This is a genomic window from Halobaculum rubrum (assembly GCF_019880225.1).
Lineage (GTDB): Archaea > Halobacteriota > Halobacteria > Halobacteriales > Haloferacaceae > Halobaculum > Halobaculum rubrum.
The window spans coordinates 374948-396921 of record NZ_CP082284.1 but is presented as its reverse complement, the minus strand read 5'-3'; the positions used below and the strand labels follow the sequence as shown (position 1 = coordinate 396921).

Annotated in this window: 17 protein-coding genes and 1 pseudogene; 11 read left to right on the top strand and 7 right to left on the bottom strand. The window is 63.6% G+C overall.

Going from position 1 to position 21974, the window contains the following annotated elements:
• Window positions 1-17 precede the first annotated feature (17 nt).
• A complete protein-coding gene (locus K6T25_RS02065; protein WP_222916069.1) occupies window positions 18-3398 on the bottom strand; it encodes an oligosaccharyl transferase, archaeosortase A system-associated in 3381 nt (1126 codons plus the stop codon).
• A 92-nt stretch (window positions 3399-3490) separates the two neighbouring features.
• Here K6T25_RS02065 and K6T25_RS02060 point away from each other — a divergent pair.
• Together K6T25_RS02060 and K6T25_RS02055 are read left to right on the top strand one after the other, a co-directional pair.
• Window positions 3491-3715: pseudogene (locus tag K6T25_RS02060) on the top strand (IS6 family transposase); the annotation flags it as partial.
• A gap of 57 nt (window positions 3716-3772) precedes the next feature.
• Window positions 3773-4915: a glycosyltransferase gene (locus K6T25_RS02055; RefSeq protein ID WP_222916067.1), complete on the top strand. Its 1143-nt coding sequence runs from the start codon at window positions 3773-3775 to the stop codon at window positions 4913-4915.
• 3 nt (window positions 4916-4918) lie between these two features.
• On the opposite strand, the gene K6T25_RS02050 is transcribed toward K6T25_RS02055, so the two are convergent.
• A complete protein-coding gene (locus K6T25_RS02050) occupies window positions 4919-6742 on the bottom strand; it encodes an asparagine synthase-related protein (protein WP_222916065.1) in 1824 nt (607 codons plus the stop codon).
• 179 nt (window positions 6743-6921) lie between these two features.
• On the opposite strand from K6T25_RS02050, the gene K6T25_RS02045 reads away from it, so the two are divergent.
• The gene (locus K6T25_RS02045; RefSeq protein WP_222916063.1) at window positions 6922-7983 is read left to right on the top strand and encodes a glycosyltransferase family 4 protein; all 1062 of its coding nucleotides are present in this window, start codon (window positions 6922-6924) and stop codon (window positions 7981-7983) included.
• A gap of 24 nt (window positions 7984-8007) precedes the next feature.
• Window positions 8008-9129 carry a glycosyltransferase family 4 protein gene (locus K6T25_RS02040; protein WP_222916061.1) on the top strand — a complete coding sequence of 374 codons (1122 nt, stop codon included), beginning with the start codon at window positions 8008-8010 and terminating at the stop codon, window positions 9127-9129.
• Here K6T25_RS02040 and K6T25_RS02035 read toward each other — a convergent pair.
• Complete coding sequence (locus K6T25_RS02035; RefSeq protein ID WP_222916059.1) at window positions 9119-9988, bottom strand: glycosyltransferase family 2 protein; 870 nt, start codon at window positions 9986-9988, stop codon at window positions 9119-9121. The genes K6T25_RS02040 and K6T25_RS02035 overlap by 11 nt on opposite strands.
• Window positions 9989-10103: 115 nt before the next feature.
• On the opposite strand from K6T25_RS02035, the gene K6T25_RS02030 reads away from it, so the two are divergent.
• The 3 genes from K6T25_RS02030 to K6T25_RS02020 are packed head-to-tail and all read left to right on the top strand — an operon-like array spanning window position 10104 to window position 13133.
• Window positions 10104-10379, top strand: a complete 276-nt coding sequence (locus K6T25_RS02030; protein WP_222916058.1) for a hypothetical protein — start codon at window positions 10104-10106, stop codon at window positions 10377-10379.
• 3 nt (window positions 10380-10382) lie between these two features.
• Window positions 10383-11624 carry a DUF2079 domain-containing protein gene (locus K6T25_RS02025; protein WP_222917811.1) on the top strand — a complete coding sequence of 414 codons (1242 nt, stop codon included), beginning with the start codon at window positions 10383-10385 and terminating at the stop codon, window positions 11622-11624.
• A 54-nt stretch (window positions 11625-11678) separates the two neighbouring features.
• Window positions 11679-13133, top strand: coding sequence for an oligosaccharide flippase family protein (locus tag K6T25_RS02020; RefSeq protein ID WP_222916056.1), 1455 nt, complete (start codon window positions 11679-11681; stop codon window positions 13131-13133).
• 30 nt (window positions 13134-13163) lie between these two features.
• Here K6T25_RS02020 and K6T25_RS02015 read toward each other — a convergent pair whose 3' ends face one another.
• Complete coding sequence (locus K6T25_RS02015; protein WP_222916054.1) at window positions 13164-14201, bottom strand: sulfatase-like hydrolase/transferase; 1038 nt, start codon at window positions 14199-14201, stop codon at window positions 13164-13166.
• A 100-nt stretch (window positions 14202-14301) separates the two neighbouring features.
• On the opposite strand from K6T25_RS02015, the gene K6T25_RS02010 reads away from it, so the two are divergent.
• Window positions 14302-15252 carry an LTA synthase family protein gene (locus K6T25_RS02010; RefSeq protein ID WP_222916052.1) on the top strand — a complete coding sequence of 317 codons (951 nt, stop codon included), beginning with the start codon at window positions 14302-14304 and terminating at the stop codon, window positions 15250-15252.
• Between the two features lie 3 nt (window positions 15253-15255).
• On the opposite strand, the gene K6T25_RS02005 is transcribed toward K6T25_RS02010, so the two are convergent.
• Window positions 15256-16659, bottom strand: coding sequence for a sulfatase (locus K6T25_RS02005; protein ID WP_222916050.1), 1404 nt, complete (start codon window positions 16657-16659; stop codon window positions 15256-15258).
• A gap of 120 nt (window positions 16660-16779) precedes the next feature.
• A complete protein-coding gene (locus K6T25_RS02000) occupies window positions 16780-17856 on the bottom strand; it encodes a glycosyltransferase family 4 protein (RefSeq protein WP_222916048.1) in 1077 nt (358 codons plus the stop codon).
• A 377-nt stretch (window positions 17857-18233) separates the two neighbouring features.
• Here K6T25_RS02000 and K6T25_RS01995 point away from each other — a divergent pair, with 377 nt between their 5' ends.
• The 3 genes from K6T25_RS01995 to K6T25_RS01985 all read left to right on the top strand — a co-directional run bounded on the left by K6T25_RS01995 (window position 18234) and on the right by K6T25_RS01985 (window position 20730).
• A complete protein-coding gene (locus K6T25_RS01995; protein ID WP_222916046.1) occupies window positions 18234-18866 on the top strand; it encodes an FkbM family methyltransferase in 633 nt (210 codons plus the stop codon).
• A gap of 157 nt (window positions 18867-19023) precedes the next feature.
• Entirely contained in the window at window positions 19024-19806 is a 783-nt protein-coding gene (locus K6T25_RS01990) for a class I SAM-dependent methyltransferase (protein ID WP_222916043.1), read from the top strand.
• A gap of 12 nt (window positions 19807-19818) precedes the next feature.
• Entirely contained in the window at window positions 19819-20730 is a 912-nt protein-coding gene (locus K6T25_RS01985) for a glycosyltransferase family 2 protein (protein WP_222916041.1), read from the top strand.
• A gap of 15 nt (window positions 20731-20745) precedes the next feature.
• Here K6T25_RS01985 and K6T25_RS01980 read toward each other — a convergent pair whose 3' ends face one another.
• A complete protein-coding gene (locus K6T25_RS01980) occupies window positions 20746-21960 on the bottom strand; it encodes a glycosyltransferase family 87 protein (RefSeq protein WP_222916039.1) in 1215 nt (404 codons plus the stop codon).
• Between the last annotated feature and the right edge of the window lie 14 nt (window positions 21961-21974).

Genomic DNA, 21974 nt, shown 5'->3' with positions numbered 1-21974 from the left:
CCGCCGGGGTCCGTCATCTACGGCGTGACGGGTCGGCGGATCGGGGCACGGACCGACGGTTCCGCCTCGCTCGCCGCGTCCGTTCCCGACAGCGTTCCGTCACCCGCGTCGCCGGACGACCCGTCGTCGGTCCCCGTGTCGAGGCCCTCGATCGAGTCGAACTCCGCTGGCAGCGAGCTCGTGTTGTCGGAGCCGTCGGTCGTGTTGTTCGTCTCCGAGCCGTTCTGCGCGCCCTCGGGCTCGCGCAGAACTTCCTCATCGAGGGTCACCGTCACCGTCTCGTCGGTGTCGCCGTTGACGGCGCCCTCGCTCACGTTGAACGTCCCCTGGTTGCGGACGATGTACGCCGACTCGTTGCTCTCGGCCTCGCCGGTGACCGTGTACGCGCCCGTCGCGCGAACGCTCACGTTGGTGTAGCCGTTCTCGGGGCCGTACTCGTCGTAGCCGGCCGTCGAGTACGGGACGGTGAACTCGAACTCGCCGTCCTCGTTCGCGGTCACCTGCTGCTCGTAGGTGAACGTCGAGGCGTTGCCGCCGGAGCCGCCCTCGGGTACCCGCATCTCGACGGTCGCGGTGACCGTCTCGTTGGGGTCGGCGCCGTCGCCCTCGACGGTCGCGCCTGGCACCTTCTCGAACGTCTTCACCCACTGCGGCTGCGTCTGCTGCAGCAGCGACGGGCGCAGCCCCAGCGACTGCGACTCCTGCAGTACCGTCCGCTGGTACTGGCTGGAGGCGTACGCCGAGGTCTCGGAGGTGCTCACGAGCCGGTAGTGCTCCAGCGCGGACACGCTCTCGCGCGGGAACGAGCCGACGCCGCCGATCTGGGCGCTGCCGTCCTCCTCGACGAACTGTTGGGCGGCGCTCTCGTTGGCGAACGTCCGGATCGCGGAGGCGTTCTCGCCCTGCGGCAGCACCTTGTAGCTGGTGCCGTCCTCGGCGGAGACGGTGTCGTAGTCGAACACGACCACGCGCTCGCCGAACAGCGTGTTCACCGTCGGGTCGGCGCGGCTGCCGTGGTACATGTACAGCCGCACCATCATGCTCTCGTAGTAGCGCTGCTTCTTGTCCCGGAAGGCGACGCCGTAGCGAGTGCCCTGCTGGGTCTGCTGGGCGCGCAGCGTCGGCGCGTAGTAGTCCGAGGCGTTCGTGTCGTCGTCGAAGACGACGGGCGCGCCGAACTTCGAGCCGACCGTGACCATCTGCCAGTCGACCATGACGTAGCGCATGTGTTCGGCCTCGCCGTCGTCGTCGATGTTCGCGAGCACCTCGCTTGCCTCCTCCTCGCTGGGCGCGAGGAGGTAGTTCGCCGCGGAGGTGGCGCCCTGCTGGAACGGGTTCGCGTGCGGGATGCGCTCGCCGCGCGTGGTGATCCAGTGACCGTAGTCCCACCACGACATCACGCCGTAGGCACCCTCCGGGTAGTCGTGATCGCCGTCGGCGGGCCGCTGGTAGGTGCCGTCGTAGTCGAGGTCGTCCGCGTTGCCGGCGCCGCCGAGGTTGCCCTCGGCGGGCGTGTTGTCGTTCATCTTCTGCAGGCTCTCGTCCCAGATCGTCACCGCACCCGGGCCGGTGCTGTTGCCGACGCCGACGGCGGTGTTCGTCCGGTCGATGGACGCCTGGCCGGTGTTGCCGAGCGTCAGCGGGACGACCAGCACCGGGCCGAGGACGACCAGCACTGTGAGCACCACCGCGATGATCTGGTACGTCTCGACGTCCGGCATCGAGAGGTCCGCCGAGAAGTCGATCCCGATGATCGCGAGGATCTCCTTCAGGAAGTAGGCGTTCAGCCCCGCGACGACGACCGCGAGGTAGTAGTTGAAGCGCACCTGCGTGAACGCCGCCGCGGTGATGAACGCCGCCCACACGAACACGAACAGGTGTTCGGCGTCGTAGCGGACGCGTGCGGCCGCGCCAAACACGATCAGTGCGACGAGCGCGAGGCCGGCCACCTGCGGGTTGAGTCCGAGCGCGCCCGTGAGGTCGTTGAAGATCGGCGCGCCGACGAACACGAACAGGACGACGAGCGCCGAGCCGGCGAGGTAGTAGTAGTCGCTCGTGGTGCCGCGCTTCCACAGCGGCTTGACGAGCATCCACACCGCCGCCGCGAGGGCGGTGATGAACGCGAAGCCGTACTCGGCGAGCACGACGCCGAAGCCGCCGTAGTACTGAACGAGCCCCGACTGGAGGAACGGTTGGGCCTCGCCGATGGTCCGGGTCTGCGCGCCCGCGGAGAAGCCGACGAACCGGAGGAGGTTGCCCTCGATCGTCGTGAACGGCGCCGCCTCGACGAAGATGACGAGGAGGACGCCGACCGCGCCGAGTATGCCAACGATCCCCGCGAAGGCGTGGTCGTTCAGGCGCGGGTCCTCAAACTCGCGTGCGTCGAGTTGGCGCGCGAGGAACGCGAGGAAGACCGCGCCCGCAGCGGTCGCGAGCGCGAAGGCGGGCTGGATGAGGCTCATCGACGTCGGGGAGAACGTCGCCTCCTCGAACTTGAGGAGCGCCATCAGCGCCGCGACGACCATCGAAACGACGGCGACGAACGCGACGTGGTCCGGCGAGCGGTCGCCGGCGTAGTCTGAGACGGCCTGGAACGCGACGTACGCGGCGAAGATGCCCAGCAGGAGGACGCCCGGCGGCCACGTCCAGATGTAGAGGCCGACCGCGACGCCCGCGAGCGCGCTCCAGGTGAGGGTGGGCTTCAGTTCGTCCCACTCACTAGCCTGGACGAGTTCCCAGATGGGGCGGTCCCGCTGGGCGACCGCGAGCGCGACCATGAGTGCGACGACGGCGAACGCCTGGAAGAACGGCTCCGCGATGTTGTGGTCGGCGAACCCGACGAGTCCGCGACGGAGGAACGTCCCGGGGAGGAGCATCAGAATGACGGCACCGAAGAGACCGGCGAGTCGGCCGCCGAGGCGCTTCCCGATGAGATACGTGGGGACTGCGACGAGCGCGCCGAAGACCGCGGGCGCAACGAGGAGCGTCTTGGCGACGAGCGCCTCGGAGGGGGAGCCGAGGCCGACGATGAGGGCGGCCGTGGCGATCAGCTGATCGTAGAGGGTACCGAACTGCCCTTGCGTCGTGCCGAACGGGTAGTACGACCACGGGTCGAACGGCATCGTGGCGGGCCAGTTCGCGACGGTGTACCGGACCTCACGGAGGTGGTACCACGCGTCGTTTCCGTTGAAATATACCTGCCCGTCGCGGATGAAGTTGCTGTAGGACTGGAGGCGGACCCACAGCATGAACGCGACGATCGTAAGGAGCGTCGGGATGTGATAGAGATCACCCAGGACGTCGGTGGCCGACTTCCCCGCGAAGGAGTAGTTGAGGCCCGGGACGGTGGTGGTGGCGTTCCCCCCGTCCGGGGTCGTGTCGCTATCGCTTCGACTCATTTGCATCGATGGACTTGGAAAACGAGGATAAGCCTTGTGAAGTGCGGTTCTTGTAACAGCTGGATTCACTATATGAAACGCGACGTCTCCGCGCCGTGTTTCTCGTCGATTACGCACAGCACCTAGCGGCTGCATTGCAGCGAGTGGGTCTCCAATTTCAGACGATTCGCCATGGAAATCGGAATACCGTCGAACGTCTCTTTCGAGATATAAAACGACGAACTTCCTCGTTTAGCAATAGTTTCAGCCACGCCGATCCAGAGACTGCTGAGACATGGTTACGAAGCTTTGCCGTCTGTTGGAACTCGCTTAACTAAACACGATGTCGCGTATTGGCGGAGGGGTTTTACCCCGACGTATTCTACTCCGCCAGTATGAACGCACTCGTGGTGGCCGCGCTCGCGCTCCTCGCGGTGGCGGCCGCGCCCTACGTCGCGTATCTGTCGCTCTACGCGTGGATACGGCCGTCTGGGTCGCCGGCCGCGAAGGAGGCGGCGGAACCGACGGTGAGCGTGGTGTTGCCGACGTACAACGAGTCGCGCATCGTCGAGGGCAAACTCGCGGGCATCTGTGACTGGGACTACCCGGCTGAGAAGATGGAGGTCGTCGTCGTGGATTCGAGTGACGACGAAACGCCGGACCTGATTCGTGACTTCTTCGAGGGGCGGGAGTCTCCCTCGCTGCATCTCATCGAGGAGAAAGAGCGGCGCGGACTGGCGCCGGCGCTCAACGACGCGTACGCGGCGGCACAAAACGAGGTCGTGGTGAAGACCGACTGTGACTCGGAAGTCGCCGACGACGCGCTACGCGAGGCCGTGGCGAACTTGGCCGACCCCGACGTCGGTGCCGTCACGGGCCGGAACGCGGACGTGCTGGGCGGCAGCGAGGTCGAGGCGGGGTATCGCGGCGTGCAGGGCCACATTCAGGCGCTGGAGTCGCACCTCGACTCGACGTTGATTTTTCACGGGCCGTTCTCCGCGTTCGAGAACGACGAGATCCGGCCCATCGACCCGGATTCGATCGCCGACGACACCGAGTTGGCGCTGAAAATCCGTCGCGGCGGCAAGCGGGTCCTGTTCGACCCGTCGATTCGGTATATGGAGGCTGCGCATTCCGCGTTCGGGAAGCGCCGCAAGCAGAAGGACCGGCGCGCGATGGGGCTTATTCGGTTGCTGGTACAGCACCGCGATGCGCTCGGCAGGTACGGGAAATACGGGCGCTTGGTCTTGCCCTTCAACTGGTGGTTCATGATCGTCTCGCCGTGGCTCCTGGCTGTGACGCTGGTGGTCGCGACGGCGGCGGGGGTGTCGGTTTCCGGGGTGGGTGGAGTGGTCGTTCCCGTGGCTGTCGGCGTGTTCGTGGTGTTGGGGTCGCGTGAGTTGCTGGGCCCGGTCCAGGCGCTGTACGCCCTGTTCGACACGCAGGTGTCGCTGCTGCGTGCGGGCGTGAAGTTGCTGCGAGGGGAAGGGAGCGCGATGTGGGACGTGGACGCAGAGTTGCGGGAAGTGTACGAGTGATCGTCAGTCCACGTGCTGTTGGAGCCAGCTTTCGACTGTCGTAACGACCGCGATAACTCCGATGTTGTCGCGCTCTCCGGCTCGGTGCTCGCGGTCCAGTTCCCGGAGCGTCGAGGCGTCGAAGAAGTCCCGCTCACAGGCAGCCTCAACGAGGTCGCTAATCAGGTCCCGGAGCTCGTCGTGGTCGCGATACCACGCGCCGTACATCGAGTAGCTGCCGGAGCCGAACACCCCCTGTAGCAGATCCGCACTGAATATCAGTGGGCGGCTTCCGGCCTTGGCGTCCGAGTTCGGCAGGGCGCTGGTGGCGAAGTGACGCGCTGTGTGTAGCGCGAGCGGCCTGCTGGGCGCGGTGTTGGTGCGCTCGTACGTCACGTCCTCGGTGCCGCGGTCGAGCTCGCGGACGACGGCCAGCTTGAGTTCAGAAGTGACATGAGGAATCTGTCGCCGGTACCTGCCGGGCATCCCGGCAATTGCGTCGAGGAGATCGCCGTCGGCGAAGGGGGTTCGGACCGGCACCTGACTGCCCTCGATCGCGTTCGACTTGAAGTGGAAATTCGGATAGAAGTTCCGGTACACCGCGTCGAGGACCCGCTCGGATCGCTCGTCGTAGAACTCACGCGACCGGTCCAGTTCAGCTTGGATGGAGTCTGAGACAGACGTTTCGGCCGCCAGTATTTCGTCGACGTCTGACTGACCGAGGTGGCCGTACTGCTGAAGGAGGCCGCCGAGGGCAGTGCCGCTCCGCTGGTCGGGGACGGCGAACTCGTAGACGAGGTCCCGAATCTCCGTCGGCCCGGTGACCCGGTGTCTGAGGATGTCCTCGCCGAAGAACTCGCCCTGGCCGGAGACGTTGATGAGGAGGTCGCTCCGCTCGCGGAGCGAGTCGAGCGTGAACGGAAGATTGTGATAATGGACCCACGGCGCGAGCCCGTCCGCGAGCGAGACGCCCTGTTCGAGGACATCCGCGAAGCCATTTGGTGTGAACTGGATCACTTCGTTCTCCACGCCAAGAAGGTCAGCAATACGTTGCGCCGAACGCACGTTCTCGCCACCGGCAGGGTTCGCGTCGTAGGTGAACGTCTGGAACCCCGTGTCGATTTCGGCGAGGCAAGCCGCCAGCGCGCGACTGTCGAGGCCGCCTGAAAGCATCATCGCCACGCTCTCGTTAGCGCCGCTGTCGGCGACGTCGCCCACGGCCTCTCGGTAGCGGTCCACGAGTGTCGGCACGTAGGACTTAGTGGCGTCGGAGTCAAAGTTGAATGACCAGTACCGCCTCCCAGTGACCTCGCCGCCGTCGTACTCGAGGACGCTCGCTGGCGGGAGCGCGGTGACCTCCTCGACCAGGGTCTTGTCGCCCCAGACGAACTCGGTCGCCAGCAGGTCCGCGACGGCGGCGACGTCGGGTGTGGGGTCTTCGACTGCCGCGACGGGGCCCTTGACCTCCGTTCCGAAGGCGAAGCCACCGTCGGTGGTGTAGTAGCACGGCGTCGTCGCCATCTTGTCTGTTGCGAGGAGAACCCGGTCGGCATCGGCGTCCGTGGCCGCGAGAACGAAGGGGCCATCGAGATCTGCGAGCGCGCCAACGGGATCATCGAAGAGTGCGGGAAAGAGTTCGTCGAGATCCCGGTCCACGTGGCCGTGGACGGCTCCGACGCGGTCGCCCTGGGACCACGTTCCGGTGGTCCCGGAGCCGTGTGCGAGACGTGTGATGCCGTACTGTCCTGCCGAGACCCGGTCCACCGCGTACCACGGTTCGTGACGAAGGGGGTCGACGACTGCGTCAAGGTCCCGGGTGGCGGTGTCTCCGCCGGCGATCCCGACCATTGTCTGGGCGACTGCGGAGCGGGCAAAAAGCGTTTGCTTCACCGCGGCATTCGCCGTTCCGGGCTGTCAGAGAATGCCGCAGGGATTTTACCCCCCGCAGCACTCGACGCTGGTATGCGCTCATCCGGAGTCGTCGGTGCGCGACCGGTGTCTGCGGGTGGGGTGGAGGCGAGCGAGACGTGAAGATCCTCCAGGTGACGCCCCGGTACGCGCCCCGGACGGGCGGCGTGGAGATGCAGTTGCAGGCCATCTCCGAGCGACTCGTGAATCGCGGTCACGACGTGACCGTGCTGACCGCCGACGCCGGCGACGACGTGCCCCGTTCCGAGACCCGGAACGGCGTAACCGTTCACCGACACCGCTCACTTAGTCCGGGCGGCGCTTTCCACGTCGCACCGGGTATTGCGCCGGCGGTTCGACGGGCGGGAGCGGACGTGGTCCACGCGCACAACGTCCACTCGCTGCCGCTGATCTTTGCGGCGCTTGGGCAGGGTGGCTCACGGTTCGTCGCGACGGCGTACTATCACGGTACAAGTGCGGACGGGCTCCGCTCCGTTCTCTGGAACGGCTATCGGCCTGTCGCCAGGGCAGCGCTCCGGCGTGCTGACACCGTGTCCGCCGTGAGCGAGTGGGAGCGCCGGCATGTGGCCGACGACTTCGGCGTCGACGCTGAACAGATTCCGCTCGGAGTGGACGTCGACGCGTTTGCATCGGCTACCCCCCGGGTTCGCGACCGTCCCTATCTGCTCTGTGTGGCCCGACTGGAGGAGTACAAGGGCGTCCAGCACGTCGTCCGGGCGCTCCCGGCACTTGAGGGGTACGACCTGCTCGTGGCGGGCGACGGACCGTACCGCGAGGAGTTGGAACGGATCGCCCGCGAAAACGGCGTCGCCGACCGCGTTACGTTCCTGGGCACCGTCGGCCACGACGCGTTGCCGTCGTACTACGCCGGTGCGGCGGCCCACCTGTCGCTCTCGTCCTTCGAGAGTTACGGGCTGACGGTGGGGGAGGCGCTGGCGAGCGGGACACCATGCGTCGTCCGCGACGGCACGGCGCTCGGGGAGTGGGCGGCGGTCGATGGGTGCGTCGCGGTCATGGACCCGTCGCCAGCGGCCGTCGCGTCTGCGGTACGCGACGCAGTGGACGCACCAGTCGACGTGGCGGCCGTTCCAACGTGGGACGAGGTCGTGGACCGCCATCTCAGCGTGTACGGCGGGCCCCGCCGATCGGACACCTTTTAGACCCGTCGCGGCCGACGAGCCAGCATGCGCGTTGGTCTCGTAACACCCCGCTACCCCCCCGTCGTGAGCGGGGGCGGCGAGATCAGCGTCAAACTCCTCGCCGACCAATTGAGCAACCGCGGCCATGACGTCACCGTTTTCAGTTTCGACGGCGGTGACGAGACCAGCGTCGACGGCGTGCCGGTCCGCCGGTTTCGGCGCCCGCCACACGCTGTCATGGAAGTCGGAAACGCGTACGCGGCGTACGAACTCTGGCGGCACCGCGACGAGTTGACGTCGCTCGACGTGGTTCACGCCTACAACGTCACGCTCACGCCGGCAGTGGGGGCGGTTGCGTCGCACCTCGACCTGCCGAGTGTGGCGACCCTGAACTCCTACGACCTACTGCCTAAGTCGACGTTCGGCGTCTCGGCCGATGTCCCCCGCCGCCTGTACGAACTGCTGGCGATGCCGACGACCGGCCGCCTGCTACGACGAGCGGCGTGTGACGTCGAGCGATTCGTCACGCTCAGCGCGGCGTCACGAGACCTGTATCGGGAGCACGGCTTCGACAGCGTCCCCATCGAGGTGGTGCCGAACATGCTCGATCCCTCCTTCGCCGTCCCGGACACCGTGCGGGACGACGGCGGGTACGAGTTGCTTTACGTCGGCAGCCTGATCCACGAGAAAGGGGTCGAGTACCTGGTCCGCGCAATGTCGGAATTGCCCAAGGACGTGACGCTCCGTATCGTCGGCGACGGGGACAAGCGGGAGCGGTTGGAGTCGCTGGTCACCGACCTGGGCGTCGACAATCGGGTCGCGTTCGCAGGTCATCTCCCCTACGAGGAGGTCCGCGTGGCGTACGCCGAAGCGGACTGCTTCGTCCACCCGGGCGTGTGGCCGGAGCCGTTCGGCCGGACGATACTGGAGGCGATGCAGGCGGGCCTTCCGGTGGTCGCGACTGCCGTCGGCGGGCCCGCGGAGGTCGTCCCCCAGGACGAGCTATTGGTGCCGCCACGGGACCCGGACGGACTCGCAGCCGGAATCAGAACCGCGCGAGAACGCTCCGACGTCGGCGCAGAGAACCGGGAGTACGTGACGGAGCGGTTCGCGCCCGAACGGATCGTCGGGGAATTGCTGGACGTGTACGGCCGGGCTATCGACTGAGAGCACAGCGGAGTTCGCCCCAGCGACTCAGAATCCGCTCTGCCACGTAGAGCGCCGAGGAGACGGGGTCGCGGGAGCGAGCGAGCGCGGCCGGGAAGAATATCGGGGACCCGATCAGGCCGGCGGCGATCCGGGCGGCAGAGCGCTGTGAGCCGTGCTTTCGGTGCAAGTGGCAGGTCCCCTCCCCGAAGCGAATCGCGCGTGAGGTGAACGACTGCCAGTTATAGTCGTCGTTGTGGCGGACGGTGATGGGGACGTACTTCGCGTCGTAACCGGCGTCGAGCACGCGCCGGTAAAGGTCGGCGTCCTCGCCTGCGGCGAGCGGGAACGACTCGTCGAAGCCGTCGACCTCGGCTAGCACCGACCGGCGGTAGCCGACGTTGGCCGTCCCGCCAACGTTCAACGCCTCGTGGCCCCTGACGGGTCCGTCGGGGGCGTCGTAGTCTAGTTCGTCCCTGAGGCGATGTGTGCGAGCGAAGGGGTTGTCGGGCAGGAGGTCCGCGATCGGGACGAGATCGCCGCCGCCGACGGCGACGCCCGGTTCGAAGGCGTCCACGAGTTCCTCGACCCACGTCTCGGGGACGATGCAGTCGTCGTCGGTGAAGAGCACGTATTCGCCGTCGGCGGCGCGCCAGCCGCGATTTCGGGCGGTGGCGGGGCCGGCGTTCGCCTGTCGGAGGACGGTGACGCGGTCGCGCCCGGCGTAGCGGTCGAGGACCGCGTCCTGCGCGTCGGACTCGGAGCCGTCGTCGACGACGATGACCTCGTAGGCGTCTGCGGTCTGTTCGCAGACGGAGTCGAGCGTCCGCTCGAGTTTGGCGGGCCGCTCGTACGTCGGGACGACGACGGAGGCGTGCATCGCAGGGTTCGCCGGAGGAAGGTCGGTATCGGCGAAAAGGGTACCGGTTTGCGCAATCACATCGACGTGATCCTCCGGAATACTTAAGCTCGCCTTCACACGAACACAGGTACCGATGTTCCAGCGCCGGACGCGCATCTTCCTCCTCTTCGTAGCAGCCTACATGGTTCTGATGGCGTTGCTGGGCCGACAGTTCCACGCGTCGTTCTCGCAGTTCTCCGCCCAAGACCTTGCCGCACTCCACCAGTCGGTATGGAACTTCGCCAACGGGAACGGACTGCGGAACACCCTCCTGGACGGGCCGCTGATGCAGAGTCGCATCTCCCCGTTCGTCTACGTCGTCGCGTCGCTCTACGCTGTCCACGAGTCGTGGTATGTGCTGAACATGTAGAACATACTGGCATTCGCCGTCGGCCTGTATCCCGTATTCCGACTGTTTGCGGATCGCTACGGTGCCCGATCCGGGCTGCTGGCCATTGCCGTCGTCGCGTTCCATCCCTACGCGTTCCCGGTGGTAGCACAGGGATTCCGACCGCTCGTGTTCACCGGTACGACGCTCCCGTGGCTCGTGTACTTCCTGCACCGTGGATCTAACTGGGGCACCGTCCTCGCCACGGTCGTCTGTCTCAGCACACACATGGCCGCCGTCTTCCTCGTCGCCCCCATATCGGTGTGGTTCTTCTACAGGGATCGGCAGCTGGTCCCGGCCGGCCTCGCGATCGCGTGGTTCGTCCTCGCCTCGCAGATGCTGTTCCCAACCTCGAACTTCTCCGAAGGGGGCCTGGGCTTCCCGTACGGATCGGGCGGGTTCGGGACAATCGCGGGGATGCTCACGCATCCGGTGTTGACGTTCGAGTACCTGATTCGCGAGCCGCTGAAGCTGGTGTGGATTGCGGGACTCGTGGGCATCTTCGGCCTGCTTCCCCTGTTTACGTCGTTCTCGCTCGTTCTGGTCCCCTACTTTGGGATCAATCTCCTCCAGACGCGGCTCTGGGCGGTCATCCACCCGCTGAAGCAACGGACGGTCGCCGTCGTCCCGCTGCTGATGCTAGCCGTGTACTTCGCCCTCGACTCCGAAACGGGTCGCCTCGGACTGGCCCGTGTCCGTTCGCTCCTCGAACAGGCCGAACTCGACCGCCTCGACCTCCAGTGGGTCGGACCGAGCGTTCCACAGGTGCTCTCGGCGGTCCTCCTCGTCACGCTCCTCGCGACGGCCGGCGGCATCACCTATACGTTCGGCGCCGTCGATGCCGACAATCCCCGGTATCAGCGCGACCAGCCGATGCTGGTCTCCGAGAGCGACCGTGCGGCCTGGGCACTCATCGATCACATTCCGGAGGGCGTACCGGTCAAGACGACCTATATGTACTCGAACGCCCTCGCTCAGCGGTCGGAGCTCAGGCTGTTCCCGCCGAAGTCAGGGGAGCGATATCCCCATCTTGAGGAACCCTCGTACATCCTTCTCGACAGGGCGGTCAACGACGGGCCGCAGGGTCGTATCACCGACGCACAGATTGCGGCGACCATCGAGAGTGAGAACACGGTTGTCGTCGCGAAGTCCGGCGACATCGTGCTGCTCAAAGAGCATCAGAGTCAGACCTACTACTGGAACCGCACAGACGGCGAACGCCGATAGGGACGTTCCCCGAACGGCAGGTGTTTATGTGGTCCGAACCGCTTCTCCCGGTCGATGAGCATCGCCCGCTCCGGGGTCGGCTGGATGGTCGCCCGCCTCGGCGCCCTCGGAGTCACGTGGCTTGCGAGTCTCTACTTCACGCGCGCCCTCGTGGACCCGCAGGCGACGCTGGGGACGTACTACGCGTTCGAGACCATCGTCTCGTTTCTCGTGTTGCTGGCGAACGGCGGATTGAACGGGGCCATCGTGAAGCGCGTGAGCGAGGGCGAGGAGCCGAACGCGTTCGCGACGGCCGGACTGCTGATGTCGGGGGCGCTCGTTCTCGGCGTCTCGCTGGTCGCCCTGCTCGCGTCGCCGTGGCTGATCGACTTCTTCGGATACGGCGGGCTGTCGGTGGTGTTCGTGGTCGGGTCGGTGGTCGCGTACCAGGTCCGGGACACGCTGGGGGCGCTGTTGACGAGTAACTTCAACGTCGGGCGGTCGGGCGTGGTGGAGTTTGTCGACGCGACGGGCCAGGTGAGCGTGCAGGTCGGGCTGATCGTCGCTGGCTTCGGAGCCGTGGCGCTGTTGTCGGGCTACCTGGTGGGGTCGACGCTGGCGGCGCTGGTGGCTGTTGGGCTGGTGGTGTGGCGATTCGACTTCGAGCGGCCGGCGAAGCGGCATTTCCGGAGTCTGATGGAGTTCGCTCGGTACAGCTTCGCCAACAACTTCGTCCAGCACTTCTACGACAACATCGACATCATCGTCATCACCGTATTGCTCGGGAAGGCCGCGACGGGCGTGTACGGGATCGGGTTTCGGTTCTCGCTGATTTTGACGATCTTTTACAGCGCCATAAATCGAACGAGTGCTCCCGAGATCAGCAAGCACGATGCACAGGACAACGAAGCTCGAATCAAGGAGGTGCTCTCGGACGCCCTCGTGCTGGGCCTCCTGATCGGCCTCCCCGCATTCGCGGGATTCGTCGTCCTCGCCCGACCGATCATCGTCACCTTCTATACAGGAGAGTTCGCCGCGGCGACACTGGTCGCTGTCGTCGCTGTCGCGACTCGGATTCCGGAGGGACTCCGCTCTAGCTTCGGGAGCGTTCTGAGCGGGATGGACCGTCCCGACGTGGGGTTCCGTGGGGGGATAATCCTCGTTGCCACGAATCTGCTTCTCGATGTCCTGCTCGTACCAACGGTGGGCGTGGTCGGTGCTATCGTCGCCAGTTTCGTCGGAATGTTGCTACAGTGCCTCTACATGGGCTATCACTTGGCAGCAATACTCAACCTCTCGGTGTCCGACCTCCCGCTCAAGGATGTATCGCGCGAGGCGGTCGCAGCGGCGTTCATGGCGGCTATCGTATACGTCATGCGGATGGCAGTCGATCCGTACTCATTCGTGGCCATCCTCGTACTCGTTGGAGTCGGCATCATCACGTACTTCGTGACTATCTTTCTGGTCGCGCCAGACATCCGGTCCCGTCTCGTGGCGATATTCGGGGACGTGGCTCCCACATCGGTGTAACCGTTTTGCCGCTCGTGGAGACCCTTACAGTTAGACGTATCCGAGATCGCGGAGACGTTCATTGACCTCTCCAGCGACCTCGTCGGACTTAGGTTCGTCCGCGATGACAGACGGTTCGTCGCCCCTGTCGTTCTGGGCCTGCGTCTCTATCCACGGGACGTTCACAAGCGGCTCGATGGGAACCGAGGGATATGGATGGCCGTACACTCCCCACTCACCTAGTGCGTTTCCATGGTCTGAGGTAATAACGACAGTATCTGCGTCGATGTTCTCGAGCAGGGCTGGGAGTGAGTCGAGGACGTATCGCAGGTTATCGACGTATGCATCCCAAACTTCATCCCTGGAGACGTTGCCGACGCGGAGCTCCTGCCACACGTTCGTTCCCTCCCCGAGATCGAATTCAGTCCGCCTTCCGTCTCCGTCGCGGGCGACGAACGGGTGATGCGGTTGGTTGTAGTGGACGATCAGCCTCTCGGGTGCTTCCTCTCGCATGGCTTCCACGGCGCGTGCAGTCACCGTATCTGGTAATAGCGTCCCGAGGCTGTCATTCCAGTTCCCCCGCCAGACCTCGTCGAATATCATGAAGGGGTGCTGGCGATCCCCCACAACTTGCTTTCCGCACTCTCGACAGGCCACGGTCACCGCACGGTGGTCGTGTGAGAGTGGTACGCCACAGGAACACGTCTCCGGTAATATTATGTCCCCGATGGTGATCGAGTTCGGATTCGCCGTAACGTACGCCGTCTCGGAAAGCTCATCCGCAAACTGTGGGGCGAAGTTCTGCTTGCTCCACGCGGTCGTACTGGTCGCTGCCGACGTGTGTGATTCCACAACGTCGATATATTCGTACTCGCCAGCCACCTCTCGCATCATGTCGAGGCGACAAGCGTCGAGAACCACGAGCACGTCCCAGTCGCGATCCCAGATGTACTCCGGTTCGTGTGATCGTTGCGCGAGGCGGCGGATGGCTCCGACGCGCAGTTCGTAGAGCGCCGTACTGAGGCCACGCCAGACCCCCTCGCGCTCGATTGCGTCTCGGATTCGGTTACCCCAGTCGGAGATACCCATATACTGATAGGCTAGACTACCGGGAAACGAGTGTGTATCGATATCCGCTTGCATCGGTAGACAGTAACATCTATACGCACACCACGACCTCGCCTCTACAATGGGTCTGTCGGACTGGATTCGGACGACGAGCGCTAACATCCGCAGCGACGGACCGTCGTTCGCAGCCAAACATGCCGCACAAGAACTGTACCTTGGCGCAGTCCGTGGCTGCGCACCACTGTTCGACGACGGTAAGATATTCTGGTCCGACGAATGGGACATCCTAGTTCTGCTGGACGCCTGTCGCCCGGACCTCATGCGCGAAGCGTGTTCGACCGGAGACCACCCGTGGTTGCCATCCGCCGAAGACCTCCAGACGGTTCGATCCCCTGCGAGTTCGAGTCACGGCTGGATGGACGCGCACTTCGATACCGACCGATCGCTCTCGAAGACGGGGTACGTCACCTCGAACCTCTTCGTCCACGACTTCGACGTCGAACAATTCGCCGCGTTCAGCGAGGTAGAGGCAAATCTCGAACTCGCGGACGGAGTTCGATTCATCGAACCGCGGGCTGTCACTGACAGGGCCATCGACGTCTGGCGGCGTCGAGACGAACTCGGAGTCGAACAGCTCGTGGTCCACTACATGCAACCCCATACCCCGTTTCGGTCTCACCCGGAGTGGTTCGAAGAAGTGAAAACCGACACCGGTTGGGGACTGGGATTCGTCGAACTGCGGGACGGAAAGATCGACCGCAGAGAGTTCTGGACTGCCTATCTCGACAACCTCGAGTGGGTTCTGGACGACGTCGACCTGCTGTTGGAGAACGTTGACGCGAATGTCGCCGTGAGCGCAGATCACGGAAATGGGCTCGGGGAGTGGGGCATCTACGGCCATCCGAATGGCATCCCGCTGAGTGTCGTCAGGGAGGTGCCATGGGTGAACGTGAGCGGCCGTGACGAGCGGACCCACGTTCCGGATGTTCCCGATAACTACCTCCACGGGGAAGCGGCACTTGACGAATCGGCGATCGGCGACCAACTCGAAGCGCTCGGGTACGCCGATTGACTGTCAGCTCTTGTATCCGAGTTCGTGGAGTCTGTCCTCGACCTCGGCCGTGAGTTCGTGGTCGTCTCTCGACGCGTCGTGTGCGGTCAGATCGGCCCGTAGTGCGTCGAGTTCACGTAGCGTTTCGGTATCCCCGAACGTTTCGTCGGTCCGCTCTCGACGTTCCGCCCATCCGGTTGACGTGAAGAGTGCGCAGCGATAGCCAAAGCGTGCGGCCGCGTCACGGTACTGGTCACCCACTGTGTCCGGGTCGATCGGATGCGTCTCGACGAATGCTCGCCCTCGGCTCTCTTCGCTCCAGAGATGCCGCTCGTCGTCGGCGATGCCCATCGAGGACCGGATCGTCCCATAAAGGTCGGTCAGACTGACTGGCTCCGAGACAGTCTCATCCGGAACACCCGGGCCGTCGACGACGAGCGGGACGTGCGCCACAGATTCGTCGACCGTGAGTTCATGACCGAGGACACCGTCACGCGCGATACACTCGCCGTGATCGGCCGTCACGACGACGAGAGTGTCATCTCGGACGCCTTCGCGTTCCAAGTGGCCGACGAGTTCCCCTGCCAGTTCGTCCACGCGATGGACCCATGCCTCGTAGAGGTGCGTCAGTATCTTCCGGTCGGTGGCATCAAACGTCACCTCGCCCGCAGCGTGGGGCCACTGGGCCTCAGAGTTCGCAGCGACGGACTTCCAGCGATCGATGGGTGCGATGTCTTCCGGGACCACGTCGACGGCGGCGAGTCGCTCACGGTCGAACTCCCACGGACCGTGCGCGCCGATCAGATTCACCATCCCGAAGAACCGCTGGTCTTCGGCGGCGGTCTTCGAGACGAACTCCCGTGCGTCTGCGACAGCCCGTTCGTCCCATGAAGGGGGTTCGAGGTCAGAGACCTGACGCCGGTACGTGTCCTGAAGTTTGTAGTAGAGGGCGTTGGCGGCGTTCTTCCCAACGGGACCGTCTATAATGGCGCGTGCGATTTCGGTGAACCGTCCGATCCCTTCGTCTTCGTCGCGTTCGTTCAGGAACTGAATCGGATCGAGACCAGCGTCGAACAGCTTGTTGTCTTGGCCCCGGATGAACGACACCTCGTTGAACCCTTTCGCCATATTAAACGATTCGGTGAGAAACATGTTGGCCGTGAAGAGACCCGTCCGCACGTCCGCCGAGTTGAGCTGTTCCGGGAGTGTCGTGTGGACGTCGTCGAGGTACTTGTGCTGATGTGTCGCTCCGTGCTCGGTCGGATGCAGGCCCGTGTACATCGACGCGTGAGAAGGGAGCGTCCAGGGAGCTGGTGCAATGGCACGGCCGAACGACGTGCCGGTAGTGGCTAGCTCCTCCATGTTCGGGGTGGTTTCCCGGCCTTCGAGGTACGTACTCTGTGCACGGACCGTATCGAGGACGACCACGAGGCAATTCCTCGTCGTCGCATCTGGCCAATTACTCATCTGTACCCGGTTCGTGATGCTGAGTCATTATAAGCATAGACGGGAGAGACTGGTAATCCGGGGTACGGGGTACCTGGTTCATTAGTCCATCGCTCGGTCATACGAGTCATACAGCCTCTGGCGAAAGGCCGCCGTCGTGAAGCGGGCCTCGTAGTTTGCCCGTGCCCGATTCCCCATCTCGGCCCGATACGTCGGGTCAGATACGAGAGAGTCGAGTGCGCGTGTGAACGAATTCCTGTCTCTCGATGGCAGGAGCGCGCCCTTCCCGAGGATGTCCCGCGTTACGGGAAGGTCCGTAGCCACGACGGGAATCCCGTGGGATTGTGCTTCGACCAGCGTGTACCCGTAGCTCTCGTACTTCGTCGGGGAGACCAGGATGTCCATCTTCGGAAGCACCTCCGTCCGGAATTTCTCATGGGGGACGTACTCGTGTAGGCGGACGCCCTCGCCAGCATAATCCGGTTGCTCCCCGGGTGGGTGATAGTAGTGAAGCGTCAGTTCTTGCGTTCCGCTCCGGACGTTCTGAAACGCATCAACAGCGATTCCAGCCCCTTTTCGTCCCCCTTTCCCAACGAACAGGACGTTCGTCCCGTTGTGGGGTGTCTGACCGTCGCCGAAGTCCCTGCAGGACGGGTAGATGACGTCTATCTGGTCTTCGCTGTATCCGATTCGCGTGTAGTACTCTTTGGGAAACTCAGTCCATATCAGCAACCGATCCACAGCACCGGTGTTCAGGGCTCTGTCGTGGAGCTGTAACAGTTTGTAGGCGACCCTGGCAACCGCGTGGCGTCGTTCGATTTTGCTCTCTGACCACTCGTAGTAATCTCGCAGGTAGTGATAGTTGCTCGCGCTCGCGCTGTAGACGAAGGGGACGTCAATCGAGTCCTTCAGCACCACCGGGTTCGAATGCGCGTGAACGATATCGTAGTCGGAGAGGTTCTCGTCGGAGTACAGGGGTTCGGGTTCGGGGAACAAGAACTTCCATCGGAGCAGATTGAAGTACTCCAGTACGGTCTTGTGGATGCCCTCTGAAGATTCGGACTGGAACGTATGGCTGTACGTATCGTCGGATTCGAGCAGCTCATCGACCGTCTCCAGAAACGTCGCTTCGCCCCCGCCTTCGTTCCTTCCGAGCAACAGGATGGTCTCGCTCGTCATGCTGCGTAGTCGCTTGAGAGTCCGCGCGCACCTTCATAGGTGTAGCCATCAGGAACGCTCGCTCATCCCTCGGTGCCGTTCGCTCCCCGATTGTTCTCGATGATGGGCCGAAACGATGCGACGACGGGCCGAGCGCTTCGTCACCGCGTGCGTCGGAACCCGAACCGCAGGCGCTATTACCTCTCGTGGGAAGGTCTCGATCGATGAACGGACGCGGTCTCTCGCCCGGCGGGTCTCTGCGGGTCAGTCTTCGGGCGCTCGCCAGGAGATGCTACAACGCGTACTGCGAGTGCCGGGGCGTCCAGACGTTCTCCGTCGGGGGCGTCTCGGCCCGCTTCGACGCGTCGAACCACGAGGCCATCGAGCGGATCAGGTGGATGTTCGCCAAGGAGCGGCCCCAGTTAGCCCGCACGGTCGAGACTCTGCGCGCGGACGACGTGTTCTTCGACATCGGGGCCAACCTTGGCCTGTACACGGCGTTCGCGGCCAACTGCGTCACCGAAGGAACGGTCGTCGCCTTCGAACCGTACCCGCCGAACGTCGAGGTACTCCGATCGAACGCCGCGCTGAACGCCGACAACGTCGAGATAGAGGCGGTGGCCGCCTCTGAAACCCGGGGTACTACGAGCTTCAGTCAACCGGAGGAGCGCGTCGGGAGCCAGATTGGCGGTATCTCCCCTGACGGCAGCAACGGACTCCAGGTGGAGACCGTGGACGTGGACAGCCTCGTGGCATCGGGAGAGGTCCCGGTGCCGAACATCGTGAAGATCGATGTCGAGGGGGCCGAACCGCTGGTGCTGGCGGGCATGGCCGAGACGCTCGACAGGGACGCGGTCCGGACCGTGTTCTGCGAGGTCCACCAGCCGACCAGTGGGGAGCGCGACTCGGCGAGGGATTACGGCTCGAGCCTCGCCGACATCAGGGGGCGATTTGAGTCCCGGGGCTTCGTCGTCGAACGGATCGATTCCGAGTCGATTGATGAGGTCCACCTCGTTGCCACCCGAGAATAACGCCGTGGAAGTGAATATTGGACGGTATCTGACGAAAAACGGATCTGTTTGAATAGGCGACAGATGACTGTTCCACGGAACTGTCGGGACCGGAAAATCGACGTAAACCGGCAGTTTGAACTCGGGATCTACCCAGACGTATTCAAGGTGACTGCCATTGAGCTCGCGTAACTTTCTCGACGAGGCTGTTGGTGCGTTCAGGGAGGCCGGTGTTGCAGCAGGTGTAGAGGTTCTCTTCGACAATCTCGTCCTGTGGCGAGCGGTTCGATGGTACAATCGCTTCGTGGGAGCCGCCTACGCACCACCGACTGACGACGACCGGTACCGGGCCGTCGAGTCGCGGGCGCGAGAGCCGACCGATTTCAGCGACCATCTGCACCATCTTTATACTGAGTCTCTGAAGCAGAATCCTGCGACGATAGTAGAAGTCGGTGTACGGGGCGGTGAATCTACCTTCGTCTTCGAACGGGTGGCGGAGAGGTGCAACGCCGACCTGGTTAGTGTCGATCTAGATGACTGCTCTAACGTCTCTGACTATGAGGAGTGGCACTTTGTCCAGGCCAACGGTGTCGAGTTCGGCGCTGAATTTCCATCGTGGGCGGACGAGAACGGCGTGGGTCGGGAAATCGACGTTCTGTTCATTGACACGACTCACGAGTTCGCCGAGACGCTGGGGGAGATTGATGCATGGTTTCCCAACCTCGCCGAGCGGGCGACTGTATTTTTCCACGACACGAACCTTACGAAACTGTATCGGCGCTCCGACGGCACGATCGGGCTGGCATGGAACAATGAGCGAGCAGTCATTCGCGCTCTGGAGTCTCGATTTGACGCAGAATTCGATGAATCCTCAGAATTCAGTACCGTCCAGTCGAACTACGTGATCGAGCACGATCCCCTCTGTAATGGGCTGACAACCGTCCATCGATTGCCGGACTAACTCCAAAATAGCATGACTGACTCCACAGAACCCCGCGTCGTCATCTCGGTCCTAAACTGGAACCAGCGCGAGGAGACTATCGAGTGCATCGAAGCGCTTCGGACGCAGACGAACTATCCGAACGTAGACATTGTAGTAGTCGACAACGGCAGTGAAGACGGATCCGTGACGGCCATCCGGCAGGCGTTCCCCGAAGTTAGACTGATCGAGAACGAGACGAACCGTGGCTTCGGACCGGCCCACAACCAGGTTATGGAGTCCAGGGACGCGAACTATTACGTGCTGTTCAATAACGACGCCGATCCAGAGGAGGGCTGGCTCACTCCGCTGGTGGAGTACGCGGAAGCCAATCCGGACGTTGGCGTCCAGGGTCCTGAGCTCCGATTCCCGGACGGAAGCGTACACTCTGGGGGCTTCTTCGGTCCCTTTGGCGGGGAGCGACGCATCGTCGACCAAGGAGAGACCGTGGACGTCGAGGATGTCGACTGGGTGAGCGGGGCCGTCTTTTTCATCAGCAATGACGTCGTGACCGAAGTCGGAACGTTAGACGAAATCTTCGCTCCAATCTACTTCGAGGAGGTGGACTACTGCTGGCGCGTCGGCGCGGACGGGTATCGTGTAGTGTACAACCCCAATGGCATCGTGACCCACGACGGATCTGCCGGTGACGAGAGCGAACGCGTGATGTTCCTGATGCGGAAACACGAGATCCTCTTCAAAGCCATCAACTACCCGGCTCGATGGCTCCCGTGCATGGCTGTCGACGAACTGCGGAGTTTCGCCGGTGCACTGTTTGCCCCGGACCGCGGGGACCGCATCGTTCAGTACGCGAGGGCCTACGCATCCCTCGTCCGTGAGGCACCCGAGATCTGGCAGAAGCGTTCCGAGCGCAGACGAAGGCACCGGACATCCGACATCGAGTGAGTGTGGCCCGGGCGTTCATTTGACCCTCCGCTTGGCCGCGTCCCGAAAACCCCTCACCCTGTCGGCAACCGAGAGTTCGCCGGCCGGAAAGCGATACACGGCCCAACCAAGCAATACGAGAATTGGCGCGTACTGGAGCGCCATCGTCGCGATTGGGTGGAACGACCGGATCGTCTCCCGCGAGAGCATCGTGTAGAACACTTTAGCGATAAACGGTATGACAGCGACCAGTATCACGTCCGGCCACCTCACGAGTTCGCTGTTATCCCTCCGTTGTACTGCCGTAATCGGTACGACTGCGGGGACTTCATACACTGTGTAGTAGGGCTTCATCCGCGTGAACACGAGAAGCGTTCCGAGCAGACTCAGCGCAAGGGCGGCCTCCGGACGGGTGGTTCGTCGGACCCACCAAATCCCCAGGGAGATCACTGCGAGTGAGAATATGCCGTGGAACGCAATGCCGTAGGCATGGGACACGCCGGCCAAACGGGCGATGTCCTGCCAGAGGTAGAGCAACGGAAAGTTCGTCACGACGCCCTCGCCGGCGATAGCCGTCACACCGCCCTCGGACCGGACCGACGCCAGGAACTCAGCAGGGAACAGCGCGTCGAAGAACAGGGCAGACGATCCGAAGACGAGGACTGCGCCAGTTACGGCGCCGAAAACCCCCGAAACACGGTCGCGAAGGGATGCATCCGTCACGAGAAACGTCCCCGTGGCGACGAGCGGAATGATCTTGATGGACCCGGCGATACCGAAGAGGATACCAGACACATACCACCGTTCACTCGCTACAGCCACCAGTCCGAGGCAGAGCAGCAGTAGTACGATCACGTCCGAATTCCCCGACAGTAACGTCCAGTAGGTGCCGGCGAACCCACACGTTACCGCGGTCGTCGTCCAGATCCACTCCCTGATCGGATCGCGAGAATCAACGAGCGTGGCTAGTACATACATGCAGATGCCGGCGAAGACGGCGTACTGTACCATGTAGAGCGGATGGAAGAACCGAGGCAGAACAGTGAGCAATGCCAGGAAGGGCAGAGTGACCGGGGGATAGACGAACGGATACCCGTGTCCGTACGCCCGTAACGTCTGGAGGTCGTACGGGTTCCCACCGGCGAAGAAGACCTCTACCGCGGTCTCGTATGTGCGGAAGTCCAGCCAAAGCGGCCGAATAGCACGTGGCCCGCTAACAGACCTGCGACTCCGATTGAGGTCAAAAGACACGCGAGATACGTCAG

Bases quoted from the DNA above. Each gene is read 5' to 3' on its own strand.
- K6T25_RS02020 (WP_222916056.1), top strand. From the start codon at position 11,679: ATGAGCATCGCCCGCTCCGGGGTCGGCTGGATGGTCGCCCGCCTCGGC.
- K6T25_RS02055 (WP_222916067.1), top strand. From the start codon at position 3,773: ATGAACGCACTCGTGGTGGCCGCGCTCGCGCTCCTCGCGGTGGCGGCC.
- K6T25_RS02065 (WP_222916069.1), bottom strand. From the start codon at position 3,398: ATGAGTCGAAGCGATAGCGACACGACCCCGGACGGGGGGAACGCCACC.
- K6T25_RS02050 (WP_222916065.1), bottom strand. From the start codon at position 6,742: ATGGTCGGGATCGCCGGCGGAGACACCGCCACCCGGGACCTTGACGCA.
- K6T25_RS01995 (WP_222916046.1), top strand. From the start codon at position 18,234: ATGTTCGCCAAGGAGCGGCCCCAGTTAGCCCGCACGGTCGAGACTCTG.
- K6T25_RS02000 (WP_222916048.1), bottom strand. From the start codon at position 17,856: ATGACGAGCGAGACCATCCTGTTGCTCGGAAGGAACGAAGGCGGGGGC.
- K6T25_RS02030 (WP_222916058.1), top strand. From the start codon at position 10,104: ATGTTCCAGCGCCGGACGCGCATCTTCCTCCTCTTCGTAGCAGCCTAC.
- K6T25_RS02010 (WP_222916052.1), top strand. From the start codon at position 14,302: ATGGGTCTGTCGGACTGGATTCGGACGACGAGCGCTAACATCCGCAGC.
- K6T25_RS02035 (WP_222916059.1), bottom strand. From the start codon at position 9,988: ATGCACGCCTCCGTCGTCGTCCCGACGTACGAGCGGCCCGCCAAACTC.
- K6T25_RS01985 (WP_222916041.1), top strand. From the start codon at position 19,819: ATGACTGACTCCACAGAACCCCGCGTCGTCATCTCGGTCCTAAACTGG.
- K6T25_RS02015 (WP_222916054.1), bottom strand. From the start codon at position 14,201: ATGGGTATCTCCGACTGGGGTAACCGAATCCGAGACGCAATCGAGCGC.
- K6T25_RS02040 (WP_222916061.1), top strand. From the start codon at position 8,008: ATGCGCGTTGGTCTCGTAACACCCCGCTACCCCCCCGTCGTGAGCGGG.